Origin of the sequence: Paenibacillus lentus (genome assembly GCF_042714055.1) — a bacterium.
Taxonomy (GTDB): Bacteria; Bacillota; Bacilli; order Paenibacillales; family Paenibacillaceae; genus Fontibacillus; species Fontibacillus lentus_A.
The window spans coordinates 83,100-104,260 of sequence record NZ_JBHGVC010000004.1; the positions used below are offsets into that span (position 1 = coordinate 83,100).

Consider the following 21,161-nt stretch of genomic DNA (forward strand, 5'->3'; position numbering starts at 1 on the left):
CTCAAGGGAGGTGGCTTCTTGTGTTAGTATGATTATGTTGAGAAAAGATGAAACACGCGGAAAGGCGGAAGACAATGGACGAACTACAGAAGGAAGCGCTGGAAGAGATGAAAACGGCCATTTATAAATGGTTTGACGAACAGGAGAATCGAATTGACGTAGAGAAAGTGGTCTTGCGCACCACGCTGCAAGTAGGGATCTTTAATTTTATCATATTGGATTATCGCCCGGGCAGAACCAGGGTTGACAGTTCGAAATCTATGGGGAGTGCCGCAGGCAGGAAGTCGATGAAGGCTTCACCCTTTACGCGGGAGCAGATATTGCATGAGGTTCAGCCCCTGCTGGCGGAAATCGTAAGGGAGAGGCTGGACAAGCTGGAAACGTCGCCGTTGATCAACTACCGGTTTACCTTCGAAGGAAGCTTCGCAACAACAGACGGGCTTGTGGAATTAACGGTGCTGGAAATGGTATATGAAGAGAAAAAGCAGCAGCTTCTGGAGCGAATTCAGTCCTATATTGAGAAGAAACTGGAGAAGGGCTCTTATCCGACAAAGCCGCTGGAAACCTTCTTTTTGGCGCGTCATCTGCTGGATCCGTATTTATTTCCCGAACCGGAGGCTGCAAAGACGATAGCTTTATTTGACCGGATTCAGGAGTTGAATAAAGGGCGGGTTGAAGCTCTCGCGGAGCATCGAAGAGATATCATTGGGGCTTTGATCAGCTGGGCCGAGGATGTATTCCTGCCACGTTATTATGACGTTACCCGTTCCGAATACAGAACCAATGAATATGTGATCAAGCCGGATGCGGTTCTTGAGAATAAGGATGAGCCGAATCAGCCTATTGACCTTCTGTTGTACGGAGCGGTAATGATTATTCGTTATGAGCCGAACTACAGCAAATCTAGGGGGCAGACTTTTCTGGAGCTGGCGAAGCAGCTTGGCAGCGGCAAAGCCGCACGCATGCTGAAGGAGGGCAGCGACAGCTTCTCACACGACGAAGTCCATATGCGCCATGAGTTGGTTGAATGCAAGGCTAACGATGTTTTCTCCCTTTTCACCATCGTTATTCGCAGGGAAGAAGCCGAAGCGTACGAGCGGGCGATTTCGTTTATTCTCTCCCTGCTCCGAAAGGACTTCCCGAAAAGCTACAAAATCAAGCTAAAATCCACCGTGAGAGAGTATTTGCCTATCAAGGGGCTAGCCAAATCGGACACGCACCGTTTCTTTGCGAATGCGCTGGCTTATTCCGAGCTGTATCCGTTATTGGAGGAATACGCTCGTGAGGCGATGGTCGAATTCGAATGGTATGAAGATACGGATGACGAAAAAAGCGTTATGCCAGGCAGTTATGCTGTGTTCGGGCTGGGGCTTTCGTCCGAGCAGTATTTTCCGCTTGTTGAAGCTTACATGAACCTTGTGGATGATGAACATCAGCTGGGGCATGACAAGTTCACAGCCGTTTTTGCCGAAACCTATGGCATAACGGAACGTTCGACTCCTACTTTGACCGCCTGCCTGCTGCGCTCCCACGATTCGCTAAAGCTGAAGATTCAGCCGGAGCTGGAAAACGAAGACAAGCTGTCGCTATTCGTGCAGCATATAGAGACTCTGTCGGATGACGAGGCCGAGCGGGTACTATACCCGATCTGGGGCAAGGCGGAGAAGCTGGCTGCAATAGCTCGCAAGGCGCAGGAACCGCGCAAGGAGCTGCTGCTTCGTCTGCTAAAGGCGGCGGGTATAGCCTGACGGCGGCTCGCTGAGAGCGGCATTGATAAGTATGCTTTTGAGGGATTAAGCGTAATTAAAGCCCATGACTCTTATATAATGAATCTTATTTAAGTAATTATAATGCTTAATAGAAAGTAGGAGAAGAACATGTACATAAGCAAATGGTGGGGAGACTTGATTGGCGGTTCCGATGATTCGCTGGCATTAATAGACTATTTGGAACAATTGGGCTCAACGGATGTGACGCTCAATCAGATTTTCAAGGATTTGGGTCTGGATGTTCTGCTGTCCAAGGGAGACTTGATAAACGGCGGAGACCTTGGATTTGATATAAAAAATGCTGACGGCACGTTTCGAGCGGAGCTTGATATTGCCTGCTCTGTTCTAATCGATCTCTCAGCCATTGTATTGGAGTGTCATAAATCAGGCTATGTCGATTTGCATGATTTGGATGAGGCCAGGCAGCCGTACAAGCTTTATATAGATGCCTCTGAAGAAAAAAGAATCCTGCTACGGGATGAATTGTACAAGTTCTCCCGTAATCCGCTGGCCTATGAGTTAGCTGAGCTTGTTCCGGCTGAGGATATGAGAGAGCTTGCGGACAAGGCAAAAATGATCGCAGATGAGCTGTTATAAGTTGCTGAGCGAATACGTGAAAGTACGGTGGAAGGAACTTCGGAACCGTAACGGATACCGCTTGACCAGGCGAAGATTATCAAGGGAGAACACGTTGAGACAGTAGAGCTGCAAAACAGCCCCTCTGTGAGGGGCTGTTGTCATTTGTAGACGTAGATATTTTATTTTACGTTACCAACTCCATTGGAAGGAAAGCATAATCTCCGTTACGAATGATCTCACCTTTGCTTACGGAGATTGGCTTATGGAATAGGGGGCCATCGATGACTGCCGTATGGAACTCCCCACCCTCTCCACAGGGGTCGATCCCACGGGATTCGAGCTCCTTTACATAATCCAGAGTTAGCACACGTCCCAAGTCTTCCTCTTTCATGCCTAACGATACATTCACCGTAACGATAATTGTGATGAATCCAAGGTCGATAAATTCTTCAACAACGTCTCGATGATTCATCTCCCATAGAGGCATGCCGAGCTTTAATCCAGCATTTTTTGTTACCTTGTCATGCCAGCATCCGTGGGCAGGCATATCTAGATCCCCGGTTACTAACACCTCTGCCCCTTGATTTTTAGCGTTTACCAGCAGCCGTATAAAGTTCTCTTCGTAATCTGCCCAGCTTGAGGCAGCGGTATAAAGGGGTAAACCTATAGACTCCGCTTGAGCCTGCAAGAACGCTGGAGGCAAGCCATGGGATCGGGAGCGGTATCCTTCTTCTTCTAACATCACGATAAGTCCAACGGCCTCTCCAACCTTCATAGCTTTGTATAAGGCTAGTGTGCTGTCCTTTCCTCCGCTAAAGGAAGCTATAAATTTATGTCCACAAGCGCCTGTTTTCCAATTTGAAACTTCGGTCATTCCTCTTGGTCTCCTTTAGTATGTATGATTTTATTCTATCATTTTGCTGGATTTAATATGTACTTTCACTGTTATAGAAAGCCAATTAGAATCCATCAACTTCTACAAAATTTAAATATCCGGATTTCATAAAGAGAGCAACACGTAGTGACAGGCACTTGTGCTGCTCTCTTTTCTAAACACCAGGCTTCTTAACGACAGGGATCCAAACTTCCATTTCGTACATGTTGTTGCCTCGATCGTAAGTTATTTCAAATTCGGATCCGTTTGCGAATTCGTAATTAGAGCTCGGGAACCATTCCCCCCAAATTCTTCTCCACAATTCATGAATACCGCTCTGTCCGTCAGGGTAGAGGCCAGTTGAAAAAATAGCATACGTTTGTGGGGGGACTTGAAGTTTTTCAAATCCTTGCGGCAAGCCACTCTGAGGCAAGAAATAACCGATCATGTAAGAAAATTTCTCGCCCTGGCTGTTATATAATACCCCATGAATCTGGCCGTTTTCCCCCAAGCCTGCGGCGGCACGGATACGATCTACGGTTCCGTCGGATACACACTTGGTCCAAAATTTAGGAATTTCAACAAATGGTTGCTCTAAGAAATCTTCGTCGACGTTGACTACAGTCGAGACGCCGAACATGTCAAAAGCTTGTTTTTCCTCGATTTTGTAGTTCATCTCCACATCTCCTCGAATTGAAATATGAAAGGATAATCGAGGATAGGCCTTTAGTGAAACTCCTTTGTCGCGCGCTAAACTGGGCATAACACCGTGCAATTTTTTGAACGCTCTTGAAAATGCCTCGGGCGATTCGTAACCATACTTCAAAGCGGTGTCGATTACCTTTGTATCGCTTTGTTGCAACTCGAATGCGGCAAGGGTCAACCGCCTGCGCCGAATGTACTCCGAAAGCGGCACGCCGGTTATAAACGAGAACATCCGCTGAAAATGGTAAGTGGAGCAACAGGCGATTCTAGCTACTTGTTCGTAATCAATTTCTTCAGATAAGTGTGTTTCGACATATTCCATTGCCCTATTCATGCGGTTCAGCCAATCCATTCAGATCCTCCTTTCAAGGTTACTATAAGGGATGTTAGAGGATAGCACCTTGCAATCCGTGCACAGAAATATCATGTTCGATATTGGTTTTACAAAATCCTCTTATGTAGGTCTAAACTAATATCTACTTTTACAACATTAATCTCCTTCCTCAGGCGGAGGCCATTTCCATCTGGAGCCAGTTAAAAAAACTAATATACAAAAATACAATGAAGGTATATAATGGCATCACTTTTTTATTTCGTTCGGGAGAGGATGGTTGTGAGGTGGACAAAATTATTGAAGTACGGGGCATCAGCAAAGCGTATGGACGAAGAAAAACGAAAGAGAAGATCCATGCGGTTCGTGATGTTTCTTTCACTGTGAACCGTGGAGAGGTTGTCGGTTTATTAGGGCCCAATGGGGCTGGGAAGACATCAACGATAAAGATGCTCTGTGGTTTGTTGGAATCCGATGCTGGTTCTATCTCCATTAATGGTCTGGATATTAATAAGAAGCGACTTAAAGCTCTAGAGCATATTAGTGCTGTATTAGAAGGAAACCGAAATTTATATTGGCGTCTTACCGTCCGGGAAAACCTGGAGTATTTTGCAGGTAATCGCGGTTACTCTCGGAAGCAGGTTGCCGATCAAGCGAATAAATTATTAGAGCAATTCAACCTTAAGGAGAAGGAGAATGAGCTGGTTAATGGTTTGTCTCGGGGGATGCAACAAAAGCTGGCAATCGCAGTAGCACTATTAGCTAATACGGATGTCATCTTGCTGGATGAGCCAACTCTCGGTCTGGATGTTGAGGTTAGTTATGAATTGCGTGAAATTTTGAAGACGATCGTTAAGGAAGAAAAACGTACGATTATTATTAGTTCACATGACATGCCCGTCGTTCAGGAGTTGTGTGATCGTGCCATTATCATTAATAAAGGTGAAGTTGTCATCGACGACAGGGTGGAGAATTTACTTAAGCTGTTTGAAACAAGGGCATATTCTATTAAGTTGGGTGAGCAATTAAGCTTGGAACAGGAGAATAAGCTGTGTAGTCGATTCCCTTTAAGTATATATAAAGCAAGCTCCCATGAGAGCATCGTGGAAGTTAATTTAGAGCATAGTCAGGACATCTACGAGTTGTTCGATCTTCTAAAAGAGGAAGGAACCATTGTGGAGAGTATTGATCGTATAACCATCGACTTTGAGCAAGTGTTTATTCAAATTGTTAAGGGAGGGAAGAAGCATGAAATGGCTACACTTATTGAGTGCTAATTTTCGTAAGGAATATATCGAACTGAAACGTTATCTGCCGAACACCTTTGCGTTAGTATTCACTTTTTATATTATTTTCTTGGCTGCATTCTTCGGAATTATGTTCATCGGTGATCCAGCAAGCTTTGATACGAATGTCCAGTATTCGATTGTAAGTGTAGCCTTCTGGAGCTTAACGATGATGACAATGAATTTCATTGGTTATTCGGTGATCACAGAGGCAACACGCGGAACGTTGGAACAAATATATATGTCTCCTATGGGGGTATGGAAAATCATGCTTACACGCATCATCGGGCAATTTGGCTTACAGTCTGTTGTTATGGTCATTTTGCTGTTTGCTGCGATGCTTACCTCCGGGCAGTGGTTGAATCTTAATCCCATGACGACGATCCCGATCATTGTAATTACAATGATAAGTATGGTGGGTGTTAGCTTTATGATTGCTGGCCTAGCTATTATAGTGAAGCAAATTCAGGCGTTTTTACAGATTTTCCAATTTGTATTGATGGGACTTGTATTTGTTCCGTTAACTGTAGCTCCGTTTCTAGCATTTGCCCCATTCGTCAAAGGAGTGAATATGGTAAGGACGGTGATGATCGAGGATTTGACGTTGACACAACTGCCTTTGGCGGACTATGCGGCCTTAATATTAAATTCGCTGGTATATCTAATTGTAGGGCTCTTTATATTTCATCGCTGCGAAAAAATAGCCATGAAGAAAGGTCTGCTAGGACAATACTAATACTCTCGTAAAAATGTCAGGGCATACTTCACAGTTTTTCAATAAGAGTGAGCGTTTTTGCATGCAGAATATTTAAGGAGATGAAGAATGGAGCGGCAATTCTCCACATCATTTCGGACAACTTTTGCGGAGCGACAGGACAAAAAAAGAGGACAAGTGCAAGAGTTGATCTTGACCTGTCCTCATTGTGCTTTAGTTTATTTTATTTCCGCAGCTGCAGTTTGTCCTGCAATACGTCCAAAGACAATGATATCTGCAACTGCATTGCCGCCAATTCTATTTCCGCCATGTACGCCACCAGTTAATTCACCGGCTGCATAAAGGCCTGAGATAGCTTTTCCCTCTGTATTCAACACATGTGTTTGAGTGTCAATCTTTACACCACCCATAGTATGGTGAATGCCAGGCGTTACGGGGATTGCATAATAAGATCCTTTTTCAAGCGTTTGAGTTAAATGTTCTCTACCAAACTCTTCATCTTTACCGTTTTTAACATATTGAGTATATGTGTTCAAGGTTGTTTCGAGTGTTGTTGCATCAATTCCGAGTTCATTAGCTAAACTGGCTAGATCTTCACCCTTTGTAGCATATCCATCTTCAATATAACCTGCTAAAGAAGCATTTTCCTCTGCCATCTCTTGATTTACAATGAGGTACGCTATTTTATCAGTTTGTTTCAGAATATTTTGTGATACAACATCGCGAGTTAATAATTCATTTGTAAATCGTTTACCCTCTTTATTTACAAGTATAGCACCATCTCCACGAAGCCCTTCTGTAAATAGATACCCCGACTTAGGATCTGTTGTTGGATGAATTTGAATTTCTTCAACTTGCATTAAGTCTGCTCCAGCCTCTTGAGCCATTACAATTCCTGAACCAGTAGCACCAGCATGGTTGGTAGTTGAAAAGCCCTTTAATTCAGGACGATATTGTTCTACCATTTCGCTGTTTGCACCAAATCCGCCAGTAGCTAGGATGACTGCTTTTGCATTAACTTTGAATGGATTGTCATTCTTATCAACGGCTTCAACGCCTACGACAACACCATCCTGCTCGATTAGTTTTACCGCTTTGGTATTTAATAAAATATCAACATCTAGCTCTTTTAATTTCTTCGATAGAACATCAACGACTACCGGACCAATAGGTGAGCCATCTGTAGGTGTATGAATTCTTGGATTTGTTGCACCACCTGATAAAGTAACCCTCGAAATGCCTGCACCCATATCATTTAACCAATAAATAGCTTCAGGAGCATTATCAACTAAAGTCTGAAGTAATTCTGGATCGTTAATATTATGTCCACCTTTTAAAGTGTCATCATAGAAGGTTTGTTTTGAATCCGTAATTCCAGCCTCTTCTTGAATGGTTGTTTCTGCTGCGTTAATTCCACCCGTAGCACGGTTGGTGTTACCCCCGATAATAGGCATTTGTTCGAGGATAATAACAGATTTACCGGCTTCTTTAGCTTCAACAGCTGCGGAAAGACCAGCCCCACCTGAACCAACGACCACAACATCTACTGTTATATCCTCTTGTTTTTCTTGTTCAACCACTAATTTATTTGATGGGTCTTTTAGAGCTGCAATATCTCCACCGGCTTTTTCAAGAGCTAATGTAACTGCCTCAATAATGCCTGCACTTGATTGACTTGCACCTGAAACAGCGTCGACAGCTAAACTTTGAGTGCTAATAATCTCTTCTGTTAACTGAGTAATGGCTCCGTCTCCAATACTTCCTGTTTCACCGTCTGCCGTAATTTCAATATTTTCAATTCTATCTTTGGATACCGTTACTTTTGCCGTGATTTCTCCGCCATGACCCGTCGAGATGCCTTCGTAAGTTCCTGGTGTAAACTTACCTGCTTCCTCATTATCTCCCGATGACTTATCTGGGCTGCAACCAACAGCTAATAACATGATAAGTCCTAAAATAAGAATTCCGATTAAGCTTTTTTTATTCATTGTGCTCGTTCTCCCTTGTGTAATATTTCACAATGTTGTATGCATAATATAAATTATCAGGATTAGAATGTATAGTTTATAACTTATGTCACACTGTATTGAAGATTTCATATTGAAAAAGATGGATCAACCATATTCGCCGTTAGAGTGAGACAGTGAAAGCAGGGAGATTTTCGTCAAATTAAAAAACCCGAAAAATAACACTTTTCCACCGTGTTTTCTTTCGGGCTACTGTTGAATTTAGGATAAAATTTTGGGTCATTTCGTCATGTCAAGGACGATTCGGCCATTGATCTTGCCTTCTAACATCAGATCGTAAATCTCATTTATATCCTCTAATTTACGTGTCTCGATGATAGTTTTAATTTTCCCATCCGCAGCGAATTGCAATGTTTCTTGCAAATCCTTGCGAGTGCCGACAATCGAGCCGACAACCTTTGTACCATTTAATACCGTATCAAAAATCGGAACATCCATGGATTCAGGAGGCAGTCCAACCATAACGCAGGTACCGCCGCGACGAATGGCACGATAGGCTTGGTCGAATGCCTTTTTCGCAACCGCTGTACAAATGACGCCCTGAACACCGCCGATTTCTTTTTGAATCCATGCTGCTGCATCTTCTTTTGACGCGTTGACGGTTTTGTCTGCGCCAAGTTGTTTGGCAAGCTCCATCTTTTCATCCGACATGTCGATCGCCACTACATTCATACCCATCGCTTTTGCATATTGCACGCCAAGATGCCCCAATCCTCCGATGCCGAAAATGGCTACCCACTCCCCCGGCTTTACGCACGATACTTTTAAAGCTTTATAGGTCGTAACGCCAGCGCAAAATAAGGGAGCCGCTTCGATGAAGCCTAGATTATCAGGCACCTTTACTACATAATCGGCGGCTGCCACACAATATTCCGCATATCCGCCATCTACGGAATATCCGGAATTCTGCTGATCCAGACAAAGGGTTTCTCTTCCTGTCAGACAATATTCGCAATGACCGCAGGCTGAATACAGCCACGGAATTCCTACGCGATCGCCTACCTTTAAGTGTGTAACTCCTTCACCTACTTCTTCAATAATTCCAACGCCTTCATGTCCGGGAATAAGGGGGAGTTTCGGTTTAACAGGCCAATCGCCATGAGCGGCGTGCAAATCAGTATGGCACACCCCGCAAGCCTGAATGTGGACAAGGATTTCTTTATGTCCGGGTTTTGGTTTGGGTACATCTTGCAATTCCAATTTTTCTTTGAATTTTTTTACTACAGCGGCTTTCATCTGCATACTCCTTTAGTTTTATTGCATTTCAGAAAGTAGTATGTTCTTTAAGCTTGCTTCAAATTCTTATGAAGAGAAGAAATTGTAAAAACCCGTTATGAAACGGGCCCCCCAAATAATGGTATTCAAGCAATGTCTGAGGCGGACTTTGAACGGTGGAACTCTCTCAGAAACGGATATTGCGCAGGATATTGATCCCGTCTTTACTCTTCCTAGTTGAGCTTGCTAAAGAATATAATGTAATTGGGCAAGACATTCGAAATCGAAAAGGATATTCCTATCCCCGAAAAAAGGGAAAGCCCCTTATGCCGTTGGTTCAGCAGAAATGTTACAATGTTACGCTCATGAGCAATCGGGCTGTATGTGAAGTTTCAAGTCGTGGAGCTGCCCGACGAGAAAGCACCGGAGATGATGAGTAAGGCGGAGGTGCAGGCGGTTAAGGCACGCGAGGGTGAACGTGTGCTGGCACAGGTGAAGAGTGATGCGCATGTCATCGCTTTGGATGTGGGCGGCGAGCTGTAGAGTTCGGAGGAGCTCGCCGCCCAGATCGGCAAGCTCGGAAAGTATGGGACGAGCATGTCGTGTTTGTCATCGGTGGTAGCCATGGGCTCGCTTTCACATTAAAAGATACATTATCGACAGTAAATTGAGGGTACGTTCTCGTTTTTCATACTCGGCGCGTTGCAATAAAAATTTCTATTAAATGGTGTTTATTTTTACAAAAAGATGATAGAATGGGTCTGATTGGGAAAAAGAGTAATTTATTTACCCGAAATCCCCAATTATTAATGATGTTAGGAAGGGGGGAATTAAGAAAATCAGGAAAGAGAGCTGAAGGAAGGAGCTGTGGTAAATTTATATTTTTTTGAATGCGCTTTCTTAGCATCGTGACGAACTCCACTTCATCATGTAGTAGACAAAAAACCAGCACAATGGACTCATATTTATTCCATGGAGGAGGGTTTAATGATGAAGAAGTTTACAAGCTCTATGCTAGTCGCTATTTTGTTAATGGCAAGCTTTTTTACAGGGGTATCGTTTGGCAGCTCCACTCAAGGCAGCTCGAATGATTATATTGAAGGTCAACTCGTGGTGTCGATCGCAGAACAGTCCGGTGTATATTCGATTCAAAGCACGGATCATACATTGATGAAATCGGCTTCGCTCACGAAGAGCGGTTTTGCTATTGTCGATTCACTGTTCGAACAGGATGCTGGCAGCTTCACGGTGCAGTCGCTAGATAGCGCTGTCAAGGCTACGGCGGTAGAAAAAATGGGATTGGTATATTTGGTCGAGTACTCTGTAAAGGACTACGGGTCAATCGATTCCGCCAAAAAAGAATTGAAAAAAACACTAGACAACCTCGGTCTCAAAGTTCGGTACATCTCGGAAAACCGCAAAGTGTATGCGCTTGAAACCGAAACCATGCAAGATGTTTCAGTTCAAGCTATTCACAATAACCAGCGTTGGCATTATGACATGATTAAGGTTTCGCAAGCATGGGGGGTTACGACCGGGTCAAGCTCAGTGCGGATTGGCGTGCTTGACTCGGGAATTGACAGCAACCATCCAAGCTTGAGTAACCTGGTGAACACTAGCTTGGGGCGCAGCTTTGTAGATGGCACCACAAGCGACCGTCATGGGCACGGCACTCATGTCGCGGGAACGATCGCCAGTTATGGCTCGGTGTCAGGCGTCATGCAGAACGCGACCCTGATTCCTATTAAAGTGCTTAGCGACAGCGGTTCAGGTACGTCGTATGGCATTCAACAAGGTATTCTTCACGCCGCTAATATTAGAGCCGATGTCATCAACATGTCGCTAACTAGCGGCGGTTACGAGCGCGGGATAGATGAGGCGATTCAAACAGCAGTCAGCTTGGGCACAATCGTGGTGGCGGCCACTGGTAATGACGGGCTTTCAAGCATCTCCTATCCGGCAGCTTACAGCAGTTCGATTGCCGTTGGTTCCGTTACATCGAGCAGAACGCGTTCGAGCTTTTCCAATTATGGAGCGGGTATTGATGTGATGGCTCCTGGGTCGAATATATACAGCACATATCCGAACGGTCAATATACAAGCATGTCAGGCACTTCGATGGCAACCCCCCATGTGGCGGGGGTACTAGGGCTAATGAGATCGGTCAATCCGAATCTTACCCCTGCTGCGGCCAGAGATATTCTCAGGAATACAGCGCAGCCTGCTGGAAGCTCCAATCAGTATGGGTATGGCATTGTTGATGCGTACGCTGCTGTGCAAGCGGCAGGCGGCGGCGGTACGCCTCAGCCAGATCGAGAAACCAGAACAACAGTCCAGACGGACAAAACAGTGTATCAACGTGGGGACAATATTAACATCACATCAAGAGTTACGGACCAGCAAGGCAATGTGCTGCAAGGAGCTTCGGTAAACTTTACCTTAACCCGTCCAAACGGCACCATCCTCACCAGCGCGGCTACATCGAACAGTTCGGGTATAGCAACCTGGACGATAAGCTCCAACGTGCAAACAATGCTTGGCACTTATCAAATTTTAGCCGAGACCACACTTTCAGGCTATCAGCCTAGCTCAGCCAATACATCGATTCAGTTCAGCGACAGCGGCGGTGGCGGAGATACGCAAGCCCCGAGCGTACCTAGCAATTTAACGTCCGCGGGTAAAACCAGTACAAGCGTATCGCTTAGCTGGAGCGCTTCTACTGATAATGTGGGCGTAACAGCTTATGAAGTATATCAAGGAAGCTCATTAGCGGCCACAGTTACGAATACTTCGGCGACGATCACCGGTTTGACGCCCAATACAACATATACTTTCACAGTTAAAGCGAGAGACGCCGCAGGTAATCGGTCTGCAGCAAGCAATACCGTAACGGTAACGACGGATTCCGATTCGACACCGTCCCCGACTACGCCTTGGGCACCGGGCGTATCGTATAAGATTGGGGACGAAGTGACTTACGGTGGAGCAACGTACCAGTGCCGTCAAGCACATACTTCGATGGTGGGCTGGGAACCGACTATCGTACCGGCATTATGGTTGAAGAAATAGTATTGTTTAATTGATCCAGAGTAAATGCCCAGAGCGCCTTCGCAGATCCGTCTGTAAGGCGCTTTTAATTTATTCCGTTTTCATGATCCAATAAGCTTAGCCATTAATTCAGGCTCTTGACATATTCCCCGGGGGATACGCCAATATATTGTTTGAAAATTCGTATGAAGGTATTGGTATTATTGCATCCTACAATGGTCGCCACCTCGTGGACTTTATAATTCCCCTGATTTAGAAGCTCCTTAGCTCTTTTCACCTTCAATGTATTGACATATTGCTTGAAGTTAATGTCTAGTGAACTCTTTAATAGCTTGCTGACATAGCTCTCAGACAGGTTAAATTCATCGGCAATATCTGTTAACGATAAATCTTTATCAAAATTCTTATGGATATAAATAAAGATTTGGGAAGCGGTAGAGCTCTCTAAGCAGAATTTTTCCTTGTTGCAATAATTAAAGATCAATTCAAATAGTGTGAAGGTTTTTTCCGTAAACTTTGAGGCAGGAGCCTCCATAAACTCATTCAGAATGTCAGGATATTCTTTGACAAATTGGTTCAACGTTGTTCCACTTGTATTCAAGCATCGTTTAAAGGTCGTTAAGATCGAATGCTTCAGGCTCGACAGATTCACAGGACTAAGTGTGGATTGATTTATATTGTGATCCAGAAGATTTTTGAGCAGATCGTATGCCTTGCCCAATTCATTTGAATGGACATAGTTAATGAGGCAAGTCTCTGTCTCTATAGGATAATAACAAACCGCTTCTTCGAGATCCTGAACACACTGTGCGGTCAACACCTTGTTCGCCGTCACATATTGATAGCTGCTCATCCGAAGCAGCTCCTGCAATGCAGAGGTTAACTCGCTTAGCTGATATGTACTGGAAATACATGCTGTAATATCGAGCGACAGATCCTTCTCGATGGTATGGACAACCGTCTCAGCAATTTGCTTCAAGGACTCTGATGAGATGTGATTGAAAATAATACAGTATTTATTCTTATCTAATGGCAACGTAAAGAAATCCTCGTATTCGCACTGGATTTTATTGATCAGATTACTGAAAATCAAGGATAGATTTGGAGCAGGCACCGTCATATCCAGTGTTCCAATCCCTTCGCATTCTAAAAGGATGATATTCAAATCCTCTTTAAATCTCTCTAATTTCAGCAGAGGGAGATTCTCTTGAATAAACTCGTCGCTCGCAATTCCGTAAACCACCTTCCGGAAGAAATCCTCCCGCAAATGTACGAAGGAATAATCCAGCTTATCCTGCAAGGCATGATTGATGGAATACACCTGCTCAATACTAGATTTAATGTAATCAAGCTCATGAATTTGGTTGGCATTTTCATTCGAAGCCGCAGTTGAATTTCCCCTTTGCTCATCCAGGAAATGAAGCAACTGACGGATCGGTTTGTAACTTGATCTCGTAGCCATGTAGGCAAGTACGATACCCAGCAGCAGCAAAAGCAAACTTGGGAATAACGCCGCCTTCCAAATTTGGGCAAATATAGTGCCAAAAGAAGTTACTTCACTGGAATAAACATAGTTAAGATTTGGAATCACCTTGGAGGGATGAATATAATTGATGGTCGATCCCACCCTCAGATGATTAATATTTTCCTGATTGTTCAGTGTATTGATTTGAGTTAAGACTTCTGTATCTAACATTTTATTATGAATATAGGAGCTGATCGTTTCATGGGTATGCAGATAGAAATTGCCCTTAGGGTTATCGGCAATGCCGGGTAACAAAGAGATTCTATCGATCACAATAAAGAAATAAAGCGGTTCCAAATTTGAATTTACCATTTGATGGATCATCACAATATTGCCAGGCTTCTTGGACAGTGACTCAGGAACGACATAGGTATTCGACGCAAGAAATGGGCTATCCATATGCTGAACCTGATCTAGTGCTTTTGCATCGATACCGAGCTCTTTCAAATAATTTTTAATATTATAAGTCCCTGAAGCTGTTACCACTAGGTCATCTGTAATCTTGGTGATCCCAAAGGTGAAGCCTAGCTGGCCGAAGCCTTGCATTTGATCGGTCAGCTCATTGTATAAGTTCGCAATATATAGGTAATTTGTATCTGTATTATAGCGATAATCGATCAAGCCCTGCAGGGTAGATATCTTATATACAAATTCCATTGCAGTACGCAGCTTGAAGTCCGCATAATTGCTGTTTTGTTCGATATACAGCTTATTACTATGATTGTTCTGGGCATCGGCCATCTGGTAGCTTTTATAAAAAATGATGGATGAGGTGATCAAGGAATATAGCAGGACAATTACGATAAACAAGGTTAGCATCTGATATAAAAACCTCTTCTTGACCATCATTAAATACTCCCCTTCAAATCTTCATGATAAATCGAGTCTATATCATTCTTCGGGTAGATTCCTATTGAAAAAATTAACAAATGAGCACTATACTCATTTCTTGACCTGTTGAAAACCTTACAGAAAGCGCTTTATTCGTGATTTATATCGGAGAATATTGATTTTTTGTTCACCTTCAATCTTATCGATATTCGGCAATTTTAGTCACGAATCAATAAAACAACATGATATCAAATATTCAAGATATACCTTTCTCCCCATCTCCTTTAGGATTCAGTTATGGCAGAGCACAATAACAGGAGGTGATAACTTGAATGTGAGAAATTCTGCTGCGCCAATGAAATCACCTACCCAATTTGATAAAAGGGTGAGGCCTAAAAGAGATCTGAAAACGTACTTTAAGGAATTAATAAGAGATGTAATTAAGGATCGAATGCTGTATTATCTGCTTATTCCATTTTTGGTATGGTTCTTAGTTTTTAAGTATCTTCCTATGTGGGGAATTCAAATTGCCTTTAAAGACTTTAGCTTATTTAAAGGGATCGGCGGAAGCGAATGGGTTGGCTTTGAACACCTTCGAGAATTCATGGGGAGCGAGTACTTTTTAAGAGTATTTAAAAATACGGTCATCATCAGCTTGTATGGACTCCTGATTTGCTTTCCGGCCCAGATTATATTGGCCATTATGATTAGTGAGGTTACCAGGGAGCGTTTTAAGAAAGTAGTGCAAACGCTTACGTATCTGCCTCACTTTATATCAGCAGTCGTTATCGCGGGGATCGTAACCACATTCCTGGCTCCGGACAACGGCTTGATTAACCTTATTTTAGAAAAGCTGGGGATGGAGAAGATTTATTTCTTGACCGATCCTGGTTACTTCAGAGGAATCTATACTACCATGAACCTCTGGAAAGAGACGGGCTTTGCCTCAATCGTCTTTATCGCAGCTATTGCTGGTATAGACACGCAGCTCTACGAAGCTGCAAAAATGGATGGAGCCAATAAATTTAAACAGATTATGCATGTAACACTGCCGGGAATTCTGCCCACCATTGTCGTTATGCTCATTATGAAGATCGGCAGCCTGCTGAGTGTCGGATATGAGACGATCATTCTGCTCTACCAGCCGGCAACGTATGAGACGGCGGATGTCATTAGTACATATGTCTATCGTTCAGGGCTCGTTGATGGCAGATATGACTTTGCGACAGCTGTGGGATTGTTCAACTCCATCGTAGCCTTAGTTTTGGTCGTTTTAGCGAATAGGATTAGTAAAAAAGTAACTGATGCAGGCTTATGGTAGGTGATAGATATGATTGAGTCAAGAGGAGAGAAAATATTTAAGATCATCAATAATATCCTGTTAGCTCTGATGGCGACAGCGGCGTTATATCCTTTTTTATATGTATTATCCGCTTCTATAAGTAAGCCTTATAACGTAATTACGGGTAAGGTGCTGCTATTTCCCAAAGGACTTACATTTGATGCATATAAAGAGGTTTTGGGCAATCCGGACATATGGATAGCTTATGGAAACACCATATTCTACACCGTGGCCGGAACGGCGGTATCCATGTTCTTTACGATCTGTGGTGCCTATGCTTTGTCGAAGAAGCGCTTGAGAGGAAGGAAGTTTTTTACGGTATTAGTCACGTTGACGCTCTGGTTTGATGCGGGGATGATCCCTTTCTATCTTATTTTAAGAGATTTGGGGCTAATAAATACGCGAACAGGTATTATTATAGCTTTTGCATGTAATGCATTTAAGGTTATTCTGCTTCGAACAAGCTTTGAAGGATTGCCAGATGAGTTGGAAGAATCGGTGAAAGTAGATGGTGGCCATGATCTGCATGTGCTTCTTAAAGTTTACTTACCGTTGGTAAAGCCTGGACTTGCGACAGTTGGACTATTCTATGCCATTGAGAGATGGAACGGGTATTTCTGGTCGATGATCCTGCTGACGGATACGGATAAGATTCCACTTCAAGTATTGTTGAAGAAAATGGTTGTGGAAAATGACCTGCAATCGGAATTTACAGCTGCATTGGACTTTTCTTCTACTATATCTGCGGACACCGTAACTTACGCTACCATTATTGTCTCAATTATACCTATTGTACTTGTGTATCCTTATATCCAGAAATATTTCATAAAGGGTATGTTGGTAGGGGCAGTAAAAGGATAAATCATATATTCTAAATCGGGGTGACATTCATGAAATTGAAAAAGATCGTTTGTGTTTTAGCTGCAACAACGTTATTGGCAGGTGCTCTTGTAGGATGCTCATCGTCATCATCACCTAAAGAAGAAGCTGCTGCTCCAGCCGAAACGGCGGTACAAGACAGTCAGAACCCGAATCTGGCTTCTGAGAAGCCGCTTAAATTAAAGGTTCATCTGGGAACGAAAGAATCAGGCGTATTTAAGAATGACTGGCCGATCTTCGTGAAAGCGGCAGAAATGACGAATGTGACACTGGAAGGAACATTGCCGAGTACGGTGTCAGATTTTACGGAAACCTTTAGTGTCGTCATGGCATCGGGTCAGCTGCCAGATATTATGCAAGCGCTGTCCAATGATTTCTTGAAGTTTGGTCCGGAAGGGGCTTTTCTTCCGCTTAATAATTTGATTGACATGCATGCTCCTAATCTGAAGAAATTTTTTGAAGACAATCCGGATGTAAGAAGCGCGGCCTCGGATATAGAAGGGAAAATATGGTTTATCCCATTCATCCAAGATGGAGAAGCTGAAAAAGGCTGGTTTATCCGCAAAGACTGGTTAGAGAATTTGGGATTGGATGAACCGAAAACGGTTGACGAGCTGCATAATGTATTAACGGCATTCGTGAATAATGACCCTAATGGCAACAACAAGAAAGACGAAATTGGATTTTTCCATAGAAATACCTCCCTTGGAATTGAAGGACTTATGGCGCTGTGGAATGGATATCCAGGCTATCGGGCATTTGATGGCAAAGTGATATACGGGCCTCTAGAGAACGAATATGGCGTGGCCATGGAGAATCTGGCGCAGTGGTATAAAGAGGGGCTTATTGATAAAGAGATCTTCACTCGTGGAGGCAAGGCCAGAGATATTCTGCTTGCTGATAACGTTGGAGGTTTAACTCATGACTTCTTCGCTTCGACAGGGAATTATAACGAGCAATTGGAGAGCAAAATTTCTGGATTCCAATTTAATCCTATGCTTCCGCCAGCGGATGTTGATGGCAATGTGAAAGAGCCTTCCAAACGGGATCGCGCCAGAAACTTTGGATGGGGAATCTCCCACAGCAACCCGGATCCGATTGCAACTATTAAATATTTTGACTTCTGGTTCTCAGAAGAAGGCAGAAGAATGGCGAACTTCGGTATGGAAGGCGATACGTATACGATGGTCGATGGCAAGCCGATTTTCACAGATAAAGTGATGAAGTCCGATAAAGCGCCTGTAGATGTGATTCGGGAGACAGGAGCTCAATCCAGCTTTGGCTTCCAGCAAGACTATTTCTACGAAGAACAATGGACATTGCCTCTGGCGAAAGAAGGTATTAACGCTTATAAAGAAAAACAAGTATTCATGGATAAATATCCTGTTCTGAAGTTTACAACGGAGGAGCAAAGAGAAATCCAGAAGATTTCCCCTAAAATCGATACTTATATTGCTGAAACGACACAGCAATGGATTTTGGGTGCGAAGCCAGTAGATCATGCAGCATTTGTCAAAGAGCTTGAAAAGCTGGATGCGCGTCGTCTGGTAGAGATCAACCAGGCTGCATATGATCGGTATGTTACTGAGCTGGAAGAAAAATAGAAGAATGCGGATAGGCTGTAGATGTCATACTCTACAGCCTATTATTTAAGGAGAAACAAAGATGAATATACAAGCCTTGTTGAAAGAACCGATATCTACCGGGCAATTATTAGCTAACCTGCGGTCTAGATTAGAACCTATCGCAGTCAAGAGCGCCTATATTTCTGATCACATGCCAGAGCTTGTTCGAGAAACAATAACCAATGCAGAGGAGGCTTATCGGGGATTTCTTAAACTTCCAGGCACAGGAGGCGTGCGTGAATTTGTAGGGAGTCCCCCCTGCTGGCTGGATATCAGACATAATGATAATGAATTTCTCTGGCAGCTGAATCGAATGACGCATTGGCAGGACTTATTAGAAGCATATTCTTTAACACAGGATGAGAAATACGGACGCAAAGTTATTGAAGAGATGTTGGATTGGATCGGAACGGTCGAGATTCGTGATGACATGATCGACTATCCGATCAGCTATTTTGAGGGATGCCATCCATTGCGGGCACTAGAGCTCGGCATTCGGAATTACAAGACCTGGCCGCTAATATTAGAGCATCTGGGGCATACAGAGATGTTTACAGAGGCCGTATTGGAGCAGTATTTAGAGGTTGTATACAAGCAAATCAAGATCTTGCGCAAGGTATCGCCGCTGCTTTGGCCTAAGGCGGATCATAACCATTTTCTTATGGAATGCCTTGGTATATTGACAACTGCACTATATTTTCCAGAGCTGCGAGAGGCTGAAGAGTGGAGAGCCTTTGCGATCGAGGGGATCGAGAGATGCTGCCTTGCGCAATTGACCGAAGACGGCGGCCAGATTGAGGGATGTCCTTCCTACCATAATGGCTGTATGTTTTGGTTTGGGCTGGCTGTCGTACTGGCCAAGCGTTTTCGTTTCCAGTTCTCAGATAAGTACATGGAATTGTTCCGCAAGAACCTCGATTATTCTATTTATTCTCTGCGGCCAACTGGAAAATGTGTGCCTGTAGGAGATTCGCATGCCAACAATCTGGCTGTTATGGGGGCGGTTTATGGCTACATGGCGTTAGATGATTTAACATGGCTAGGGCTAGCAACTAATCTGATCGGCACTCAGGAGACGGTGCGTGAGGCTAGCAAGCATGTTTGGCGTGCTTTAGATGTACAGCGGTTCTCTGAGGACTTGAAATCCCTGCAAGGCAAGCATTATGAATGCGATAAGCTTACAACCTTCTGGAACCGAACACTTCATCAAGCGATTATTCGCAGCGGATGGGACTTCGAGGCGCTGAGCTTTCTGTTTACATGCAGAAGCCCGATTCAAAATTCCCACGCTCATATCGATCTCATGAGCTTTGACTTTACAGCACTAGGGAAAAATATGATTTGTGATCCCGGTATTTTCTGCTATAGAGAGGATGAGGATCGCAAGCAATTTAAAAGCGCCAACTATCATTCAACTCTTCTAATTGATGAGAGGGATCATTTTGAGTATATAAGTTCATTTCAATTTGGTCCACAGAAGATCGGGGCAGTTTACAATGTGGAAGACAGGGGCTTCTACCAAATAGCAAGCGCTTACCATATGAATTATGAGCCTATTGTTCATCATCGTCATATGGCCTTGGTGGATAACCAACTCATTGTTATTGCAGATTGCGTTGAAGGCTTAGAGCATAACGGAGTTCAGCGGTATTTTCATTTGGATTATACAGAGGTAGAGGCAGCATCGGAGGCTGTCATCGCCACGAGTGACATTGCGAATCTTGCCATATTTACGTATCCCCAGGAAGAAGTAGAGCTTCTGCCGGGAAGGCTGTCCGATATGAATGACATCGCAAGGCCTGCAACAAGAGTCCGATTCCAAGGAATTTACAGCGGCACGGTTACCTTCTTGACTGTATTAGTTCCTTACAAAGGTGACCACGTACCAGCTGCAGATATTCAGCTTACGGGTGATGCCTGCTACGAGCTCAACTATGGCCGGCATTATCGCATTATGGTCAGAGACAATGATATTGAAATCTTTAAAATTCGACACTATTAAAAATATCTAAACCATGGCAAAAGATAAAGAAATCGGAGGTTAGCAAACCAATTGTTATCAAAATAAGCAGAGAGAAGAGTCCTTCTCTCTGCTTATTTTTCGATTCAATGAAGTCTAGTCGACCCTGCGCAAGGTAATTATACCCAATAAATTTACTCCGAAAGCCCCTCGATTCGTTGGAATTCATATAGTCTAAAACGATTAATTAATTCAAGACTCTCTGCTTTAGAGGATGCCTTTGGTTCTATGTACCCCTTACATTTGGAGGGGGATTTATATCTAATAATTAGCATATGAATCTATCATAGGTTAAATAGATAACAAAATGTTACAAAAAACAACGAAATATTATAAAAAACAAATATATTTTCTTAATATTATGATTTAGCTGCATTACATGTTGACAAT

14 protein-coding genes and 1 pseudogene are annotated in these 21,161 nt (G+C 43.5%); 10 read left to right on the plus strand and 5 right to left on the minus strand.

Annotated elements, in window-relative coordinates; all coding sequences use genetic code 11:
* Positions 1-74 precede the first annotated feature (74 nt).
* Together ACE3MQ_RS10370 and ACE3MQ_RS10375 are read left to right on the plus strand one after the other, a co-directional pair.
* Positions 75-1,748 carry a DUF6138 family protein gene (locus tag ACE3MQ_RS10370; protein ID WP_379392543.1) on the plus strand — a complete coding sequence of 558 codons (1,674 nt, stop codon included), beginning with the start codon at positions 75-77 and terminating at the stop codon, positions 1,746-1,748.
* 129 nt (positions 1,749-1,877) lie between these two features.
* Positions 1,878-2,366, plus strand: coding sequence for an imm68 putative immunity domain-containing protein (locus ACE3MQ_RS10375; protein ID WP_379392544.1), 489 nt, complete (start codon positions 1,878-1,880; stop codon positions 2,364-2,366).
* Positions 2,367-2,532: 166 nt separating this feature from the next.
* Here the strand turns inward: ACE3MQ_RS10375 and ACE3MQ_RS10380 are convergent, their stop codons facing one another.
* Positions 2,533-3,222: a Dph6-related ATP pyrophosphatase gene (locus tag ACE3MQ_RS10380; RefSeq protein ID WP_379392545.1), complete on the minus strand. Its 690-nt coding sequence runs from the start codon at positions 3,220-3,222 to the stop codon at positions 2,533-2,535.
* 175 nt (positions 3,223-3,397) lie between these two features.
* On the minus strand, positions 3,398-4,279 hold the full coding sequence (locus ACE3MQ_RS10385) for an AraC family transcriptional regulator (protein WP_379392546.1): 882 nt from the start codon (positions 4,277-4,279) through the stop codon (positions 3,398-3,400).
* Positions 4,280-4,545: 266 nt separating this feature from the next.
* On the opposite strand from ACE3MQ_RS10385, the gene ACE3MQ_RS10390 reads away from it, so the two are divergent.
* Together ACE3MQ_RS10390 and ACE3MQ_RS10395 are read left to right on the plus strand one after the other, a co-directional pair.
* On the plus strand, positions 4,546-5,535 hold the full coding sequence (locus ACE3MQ_RS10390) for an ABC transporter ATP-binding protein (RefSeq protein ID WP_379392547.1): 990 nt from the start codon (positions 4,546-4,548) through the stop codon (positions 5,533-5,535).
* On the plus strand, positions 5,507-6,280 hold the full coding sequence (locus ACE3MQ_RS10395; protein ID WP_379392548.1) for an ABC transporter permease: 774 nt from the start codon (positions 5,507-5,509) through the stop codon (positions 6,278-6,280). Before ACE3MQ_RS10390 ends, ACE3MQ_RS10395 begins: the two co-directional genes overlap by 29 nt.
* Positions 6,281-6,477: 197 nt before the next feature.
* Here the strand turns inward: ACE3MQ_RS10395 and ACE3MQ_RS10400 are convergent, their stop codons facing one another.
* Both ACE3MQ_RS10400 and adhP read right to left on the minus strand, forming a co-directional pair.
* Positions 6,478-8,247, minus strand: coding sequence for a flavocytochrome c (locus tag ACE3MQ_RS10400; RefSeq protein ID WP_379392549.1), 1,770 nt, complete (start codon positions 8,245-8,247; stop codon positions 6,478-6,480).
* Between the two features lie 258 nt (positions 8,248-8,505).
* Entirely contained in the window at positions 8,506-9,522 is a 1,017-nt protein-coding gene (gene adhP / locus ACE3MQ_RS10405) for an alcohol dehydrogenase AdhP (RefSeq protein ID WP_379392550.1), read from the minus strand.
* A gap of 360 nt (positions 9,523-9,882) precedes the next feature.
* On the opposite strand from adhP, the pseudogene ACE3MQ_RS10410 reads away from it, so the two are divergent.
* Together ACE3MQ_RS10410 and ACE3MQ_RS10415 are read left to right on the plus strand one after the other, a co-directional pair.
* Positions 9,883-10,136 (plus strand): annotated as a pseudogene (locus ACE3MQ_RS10410) (23S rRNA (pseudouridine(1915)-N(3))-methyltransferase RlmH); the annotation flags it as partial.
* A 355-nt stretch (positions 10,137-10,491) separates the two neighbouring features.
* On the plus strand, positions 10,492-12,570 hold the full coding sequence (locus ACE3MQ_RS10415) for a S8 family serine peptidase (RefSeq protein WP_379392551.1): 2,079 nt from the start codon (positions 10,492-10,494) through the stop codon (positions 12,568-12,570).
* 103 nt (positions 12,571-12,673) lie between these two features.
* On the opposite strand, the gene ACE3MQ_RS10420 is transcribed toward ACE3MQ_RS10415, so the two are convergent.
* Complete coding sequence (locus ACE3MQ_RS10420; protein ID WP_379392552.1) at positions 12,674-14,923, minus strand: helix-turn-helix transcriptional regulator; 2,250 nt, start codon at positions 14,921-14,923, stop codon at positions 12,674-12,676.
* A 316-nt stretch (positions 14,924-15,239) separates the two neighbouring features.
* On the opposite strand from ACE3MQ_RS10420, the gene ACE3MQ_RS10425 reads away from it, so the two are divergent.
* The 4 genes from ACE3MQ_RS10425 to ACE3MQ_RS10440 all read left to right on the plus strand — a co-directional run bounded on the left by ACE3MQ_RS10425 (position 15,240) and on the right by ACE3MQ_RS10440 (position 20,753).
* Complete coding sequence (locus tag ACE3MQ_RS10425; RefSeq protein ID WP_379393058.1) at positions 15,240-16,226, plus strand: ABC transporter permease; 987 nt, start codon at positions 15,240-15,242, stop codon at positions 16,224-16,226.
* A gap of 9 nt (positions 16,227-16,235) precedes the next feature.
* Positions 16,236-17,108: a carbohydrate ABC transporter permease gene (locus tag ACE3MQ_RS10430; RefSeq protein ID WP_379393060.1), complete on the plus strand. Its 873-nt coding sequence runs from the start codon at positions 16,236-16,238 to the stop codon at positions 17,106-17,108.
* 29 nt (positions 17,109-17,137) lie between these two features.
* Positions 17,138-18,730 (plus strand): type 2 periplasmic-binding domain-containing protein, encoded by a 1,593-nt coding sequence (locus ACE3MQ_RS10435; protein WP_379392553.1) that lies wholly within the window; start codon positions 17,138-17,140, stop codon positions 18,728-18,730.
* 61 nt (positions 18,731-18,791) lie between these two features.
* Positions 18,792-20,753 (plus strand): heparinase II/III family protein, encoded by a 1,962-nt coding sequence (locus tag ACE3MQ_RS10440; protein WP_379392554.1) that lies wholly within the window; start codon positions 18,792-18,794, stop codon positions 20,751-20,753.
* Positions 20,754-21,161: the final 408 nt, after the last annotated feature.

Coding starts and splice junctions, on each gene's coding strand:
- ACE3MQ_RS10370 (WP_379392543.1), top strand. CDS start 75: ATGGACGAACTACAGAAGGAAGCGCTGGAAGAGATGAAAACGGCCATT.
- ACE3MQ_RS10375 (WP_379392544.1), top strand. CDS start 1,878: ATGTACATAAGCAAATGGTGGGGAGACTTGATTGGCGGTTCCGATGAT.
- ACE3MQ_RS10380 (WP_379392545.1), bottom strand. CDS start 3,222: ATGACCGAAGTTTCAAATTGGAAAACAGGCGCTTGTGGACATAAATTT.
- ACE3MQ_RS10385 (WP_379392546.1), bottom strand. CDS start 4,279: ATGGATTGGCTGAACCGCATGAATAGGGCAATGGAATATGTCGAAACA.
- ACE3MQ_RS10395 (WP_379392548.1), top strand. CDS start 5,507: ATGAAATGGCTACACTTATTGAGTGCTAATTTTCGTAAGGAATATATC.
- ACE3MQ_RS10400 (WP_379392549.1), bottom strand. CDS start 8,247: ATGAATAAAAAAAGCTTAATCGGAATTCTTATTTTAGGACTTATCATG.
- adhP (WP_379392550.1), bottom strand. CDS start 9,522: ATGAAAGCCGCTGTAGTAAAAAAATTCAAAGAAAAATTGGAATTGCAA.
- ACE3MQ_RS10415 (WP_379392551.1), top strand. CDS start 10,492: ATGAAGAAGTTTACAAGCTCTATGCTAGTCGCTATTTTGTTAATGGCA.
- ACE3MQ_RS10420 (WP_379392552.1), bottom strand. CDS start 14,923: ATGATGGTCAAGAAGAGGTTTTTATATCAGATGCTAACCTTGTTTATC.
- ACE3MQ_RS10430 (WP_379393060.1), top strand. CDS start 16,236: ATGATTGAGTCAAGAGGAGAGAAAATATTTAAGATCATCAATAATATC.
- ACE3MQ_RS10435 (WP_379392553.1), top strand. CDS start 17,138: ATGAAATTGAAAAAGATCGTTTGTGTTTTAGCTGCAACAACGTTATTG.
- ACE3MQ_RS10440 (WP_379392554.1), top strand. CDS start 18,792: ATGAATATACAAGCCTTGTTGAAAGAACCGATATCTACCGGGCAATTA.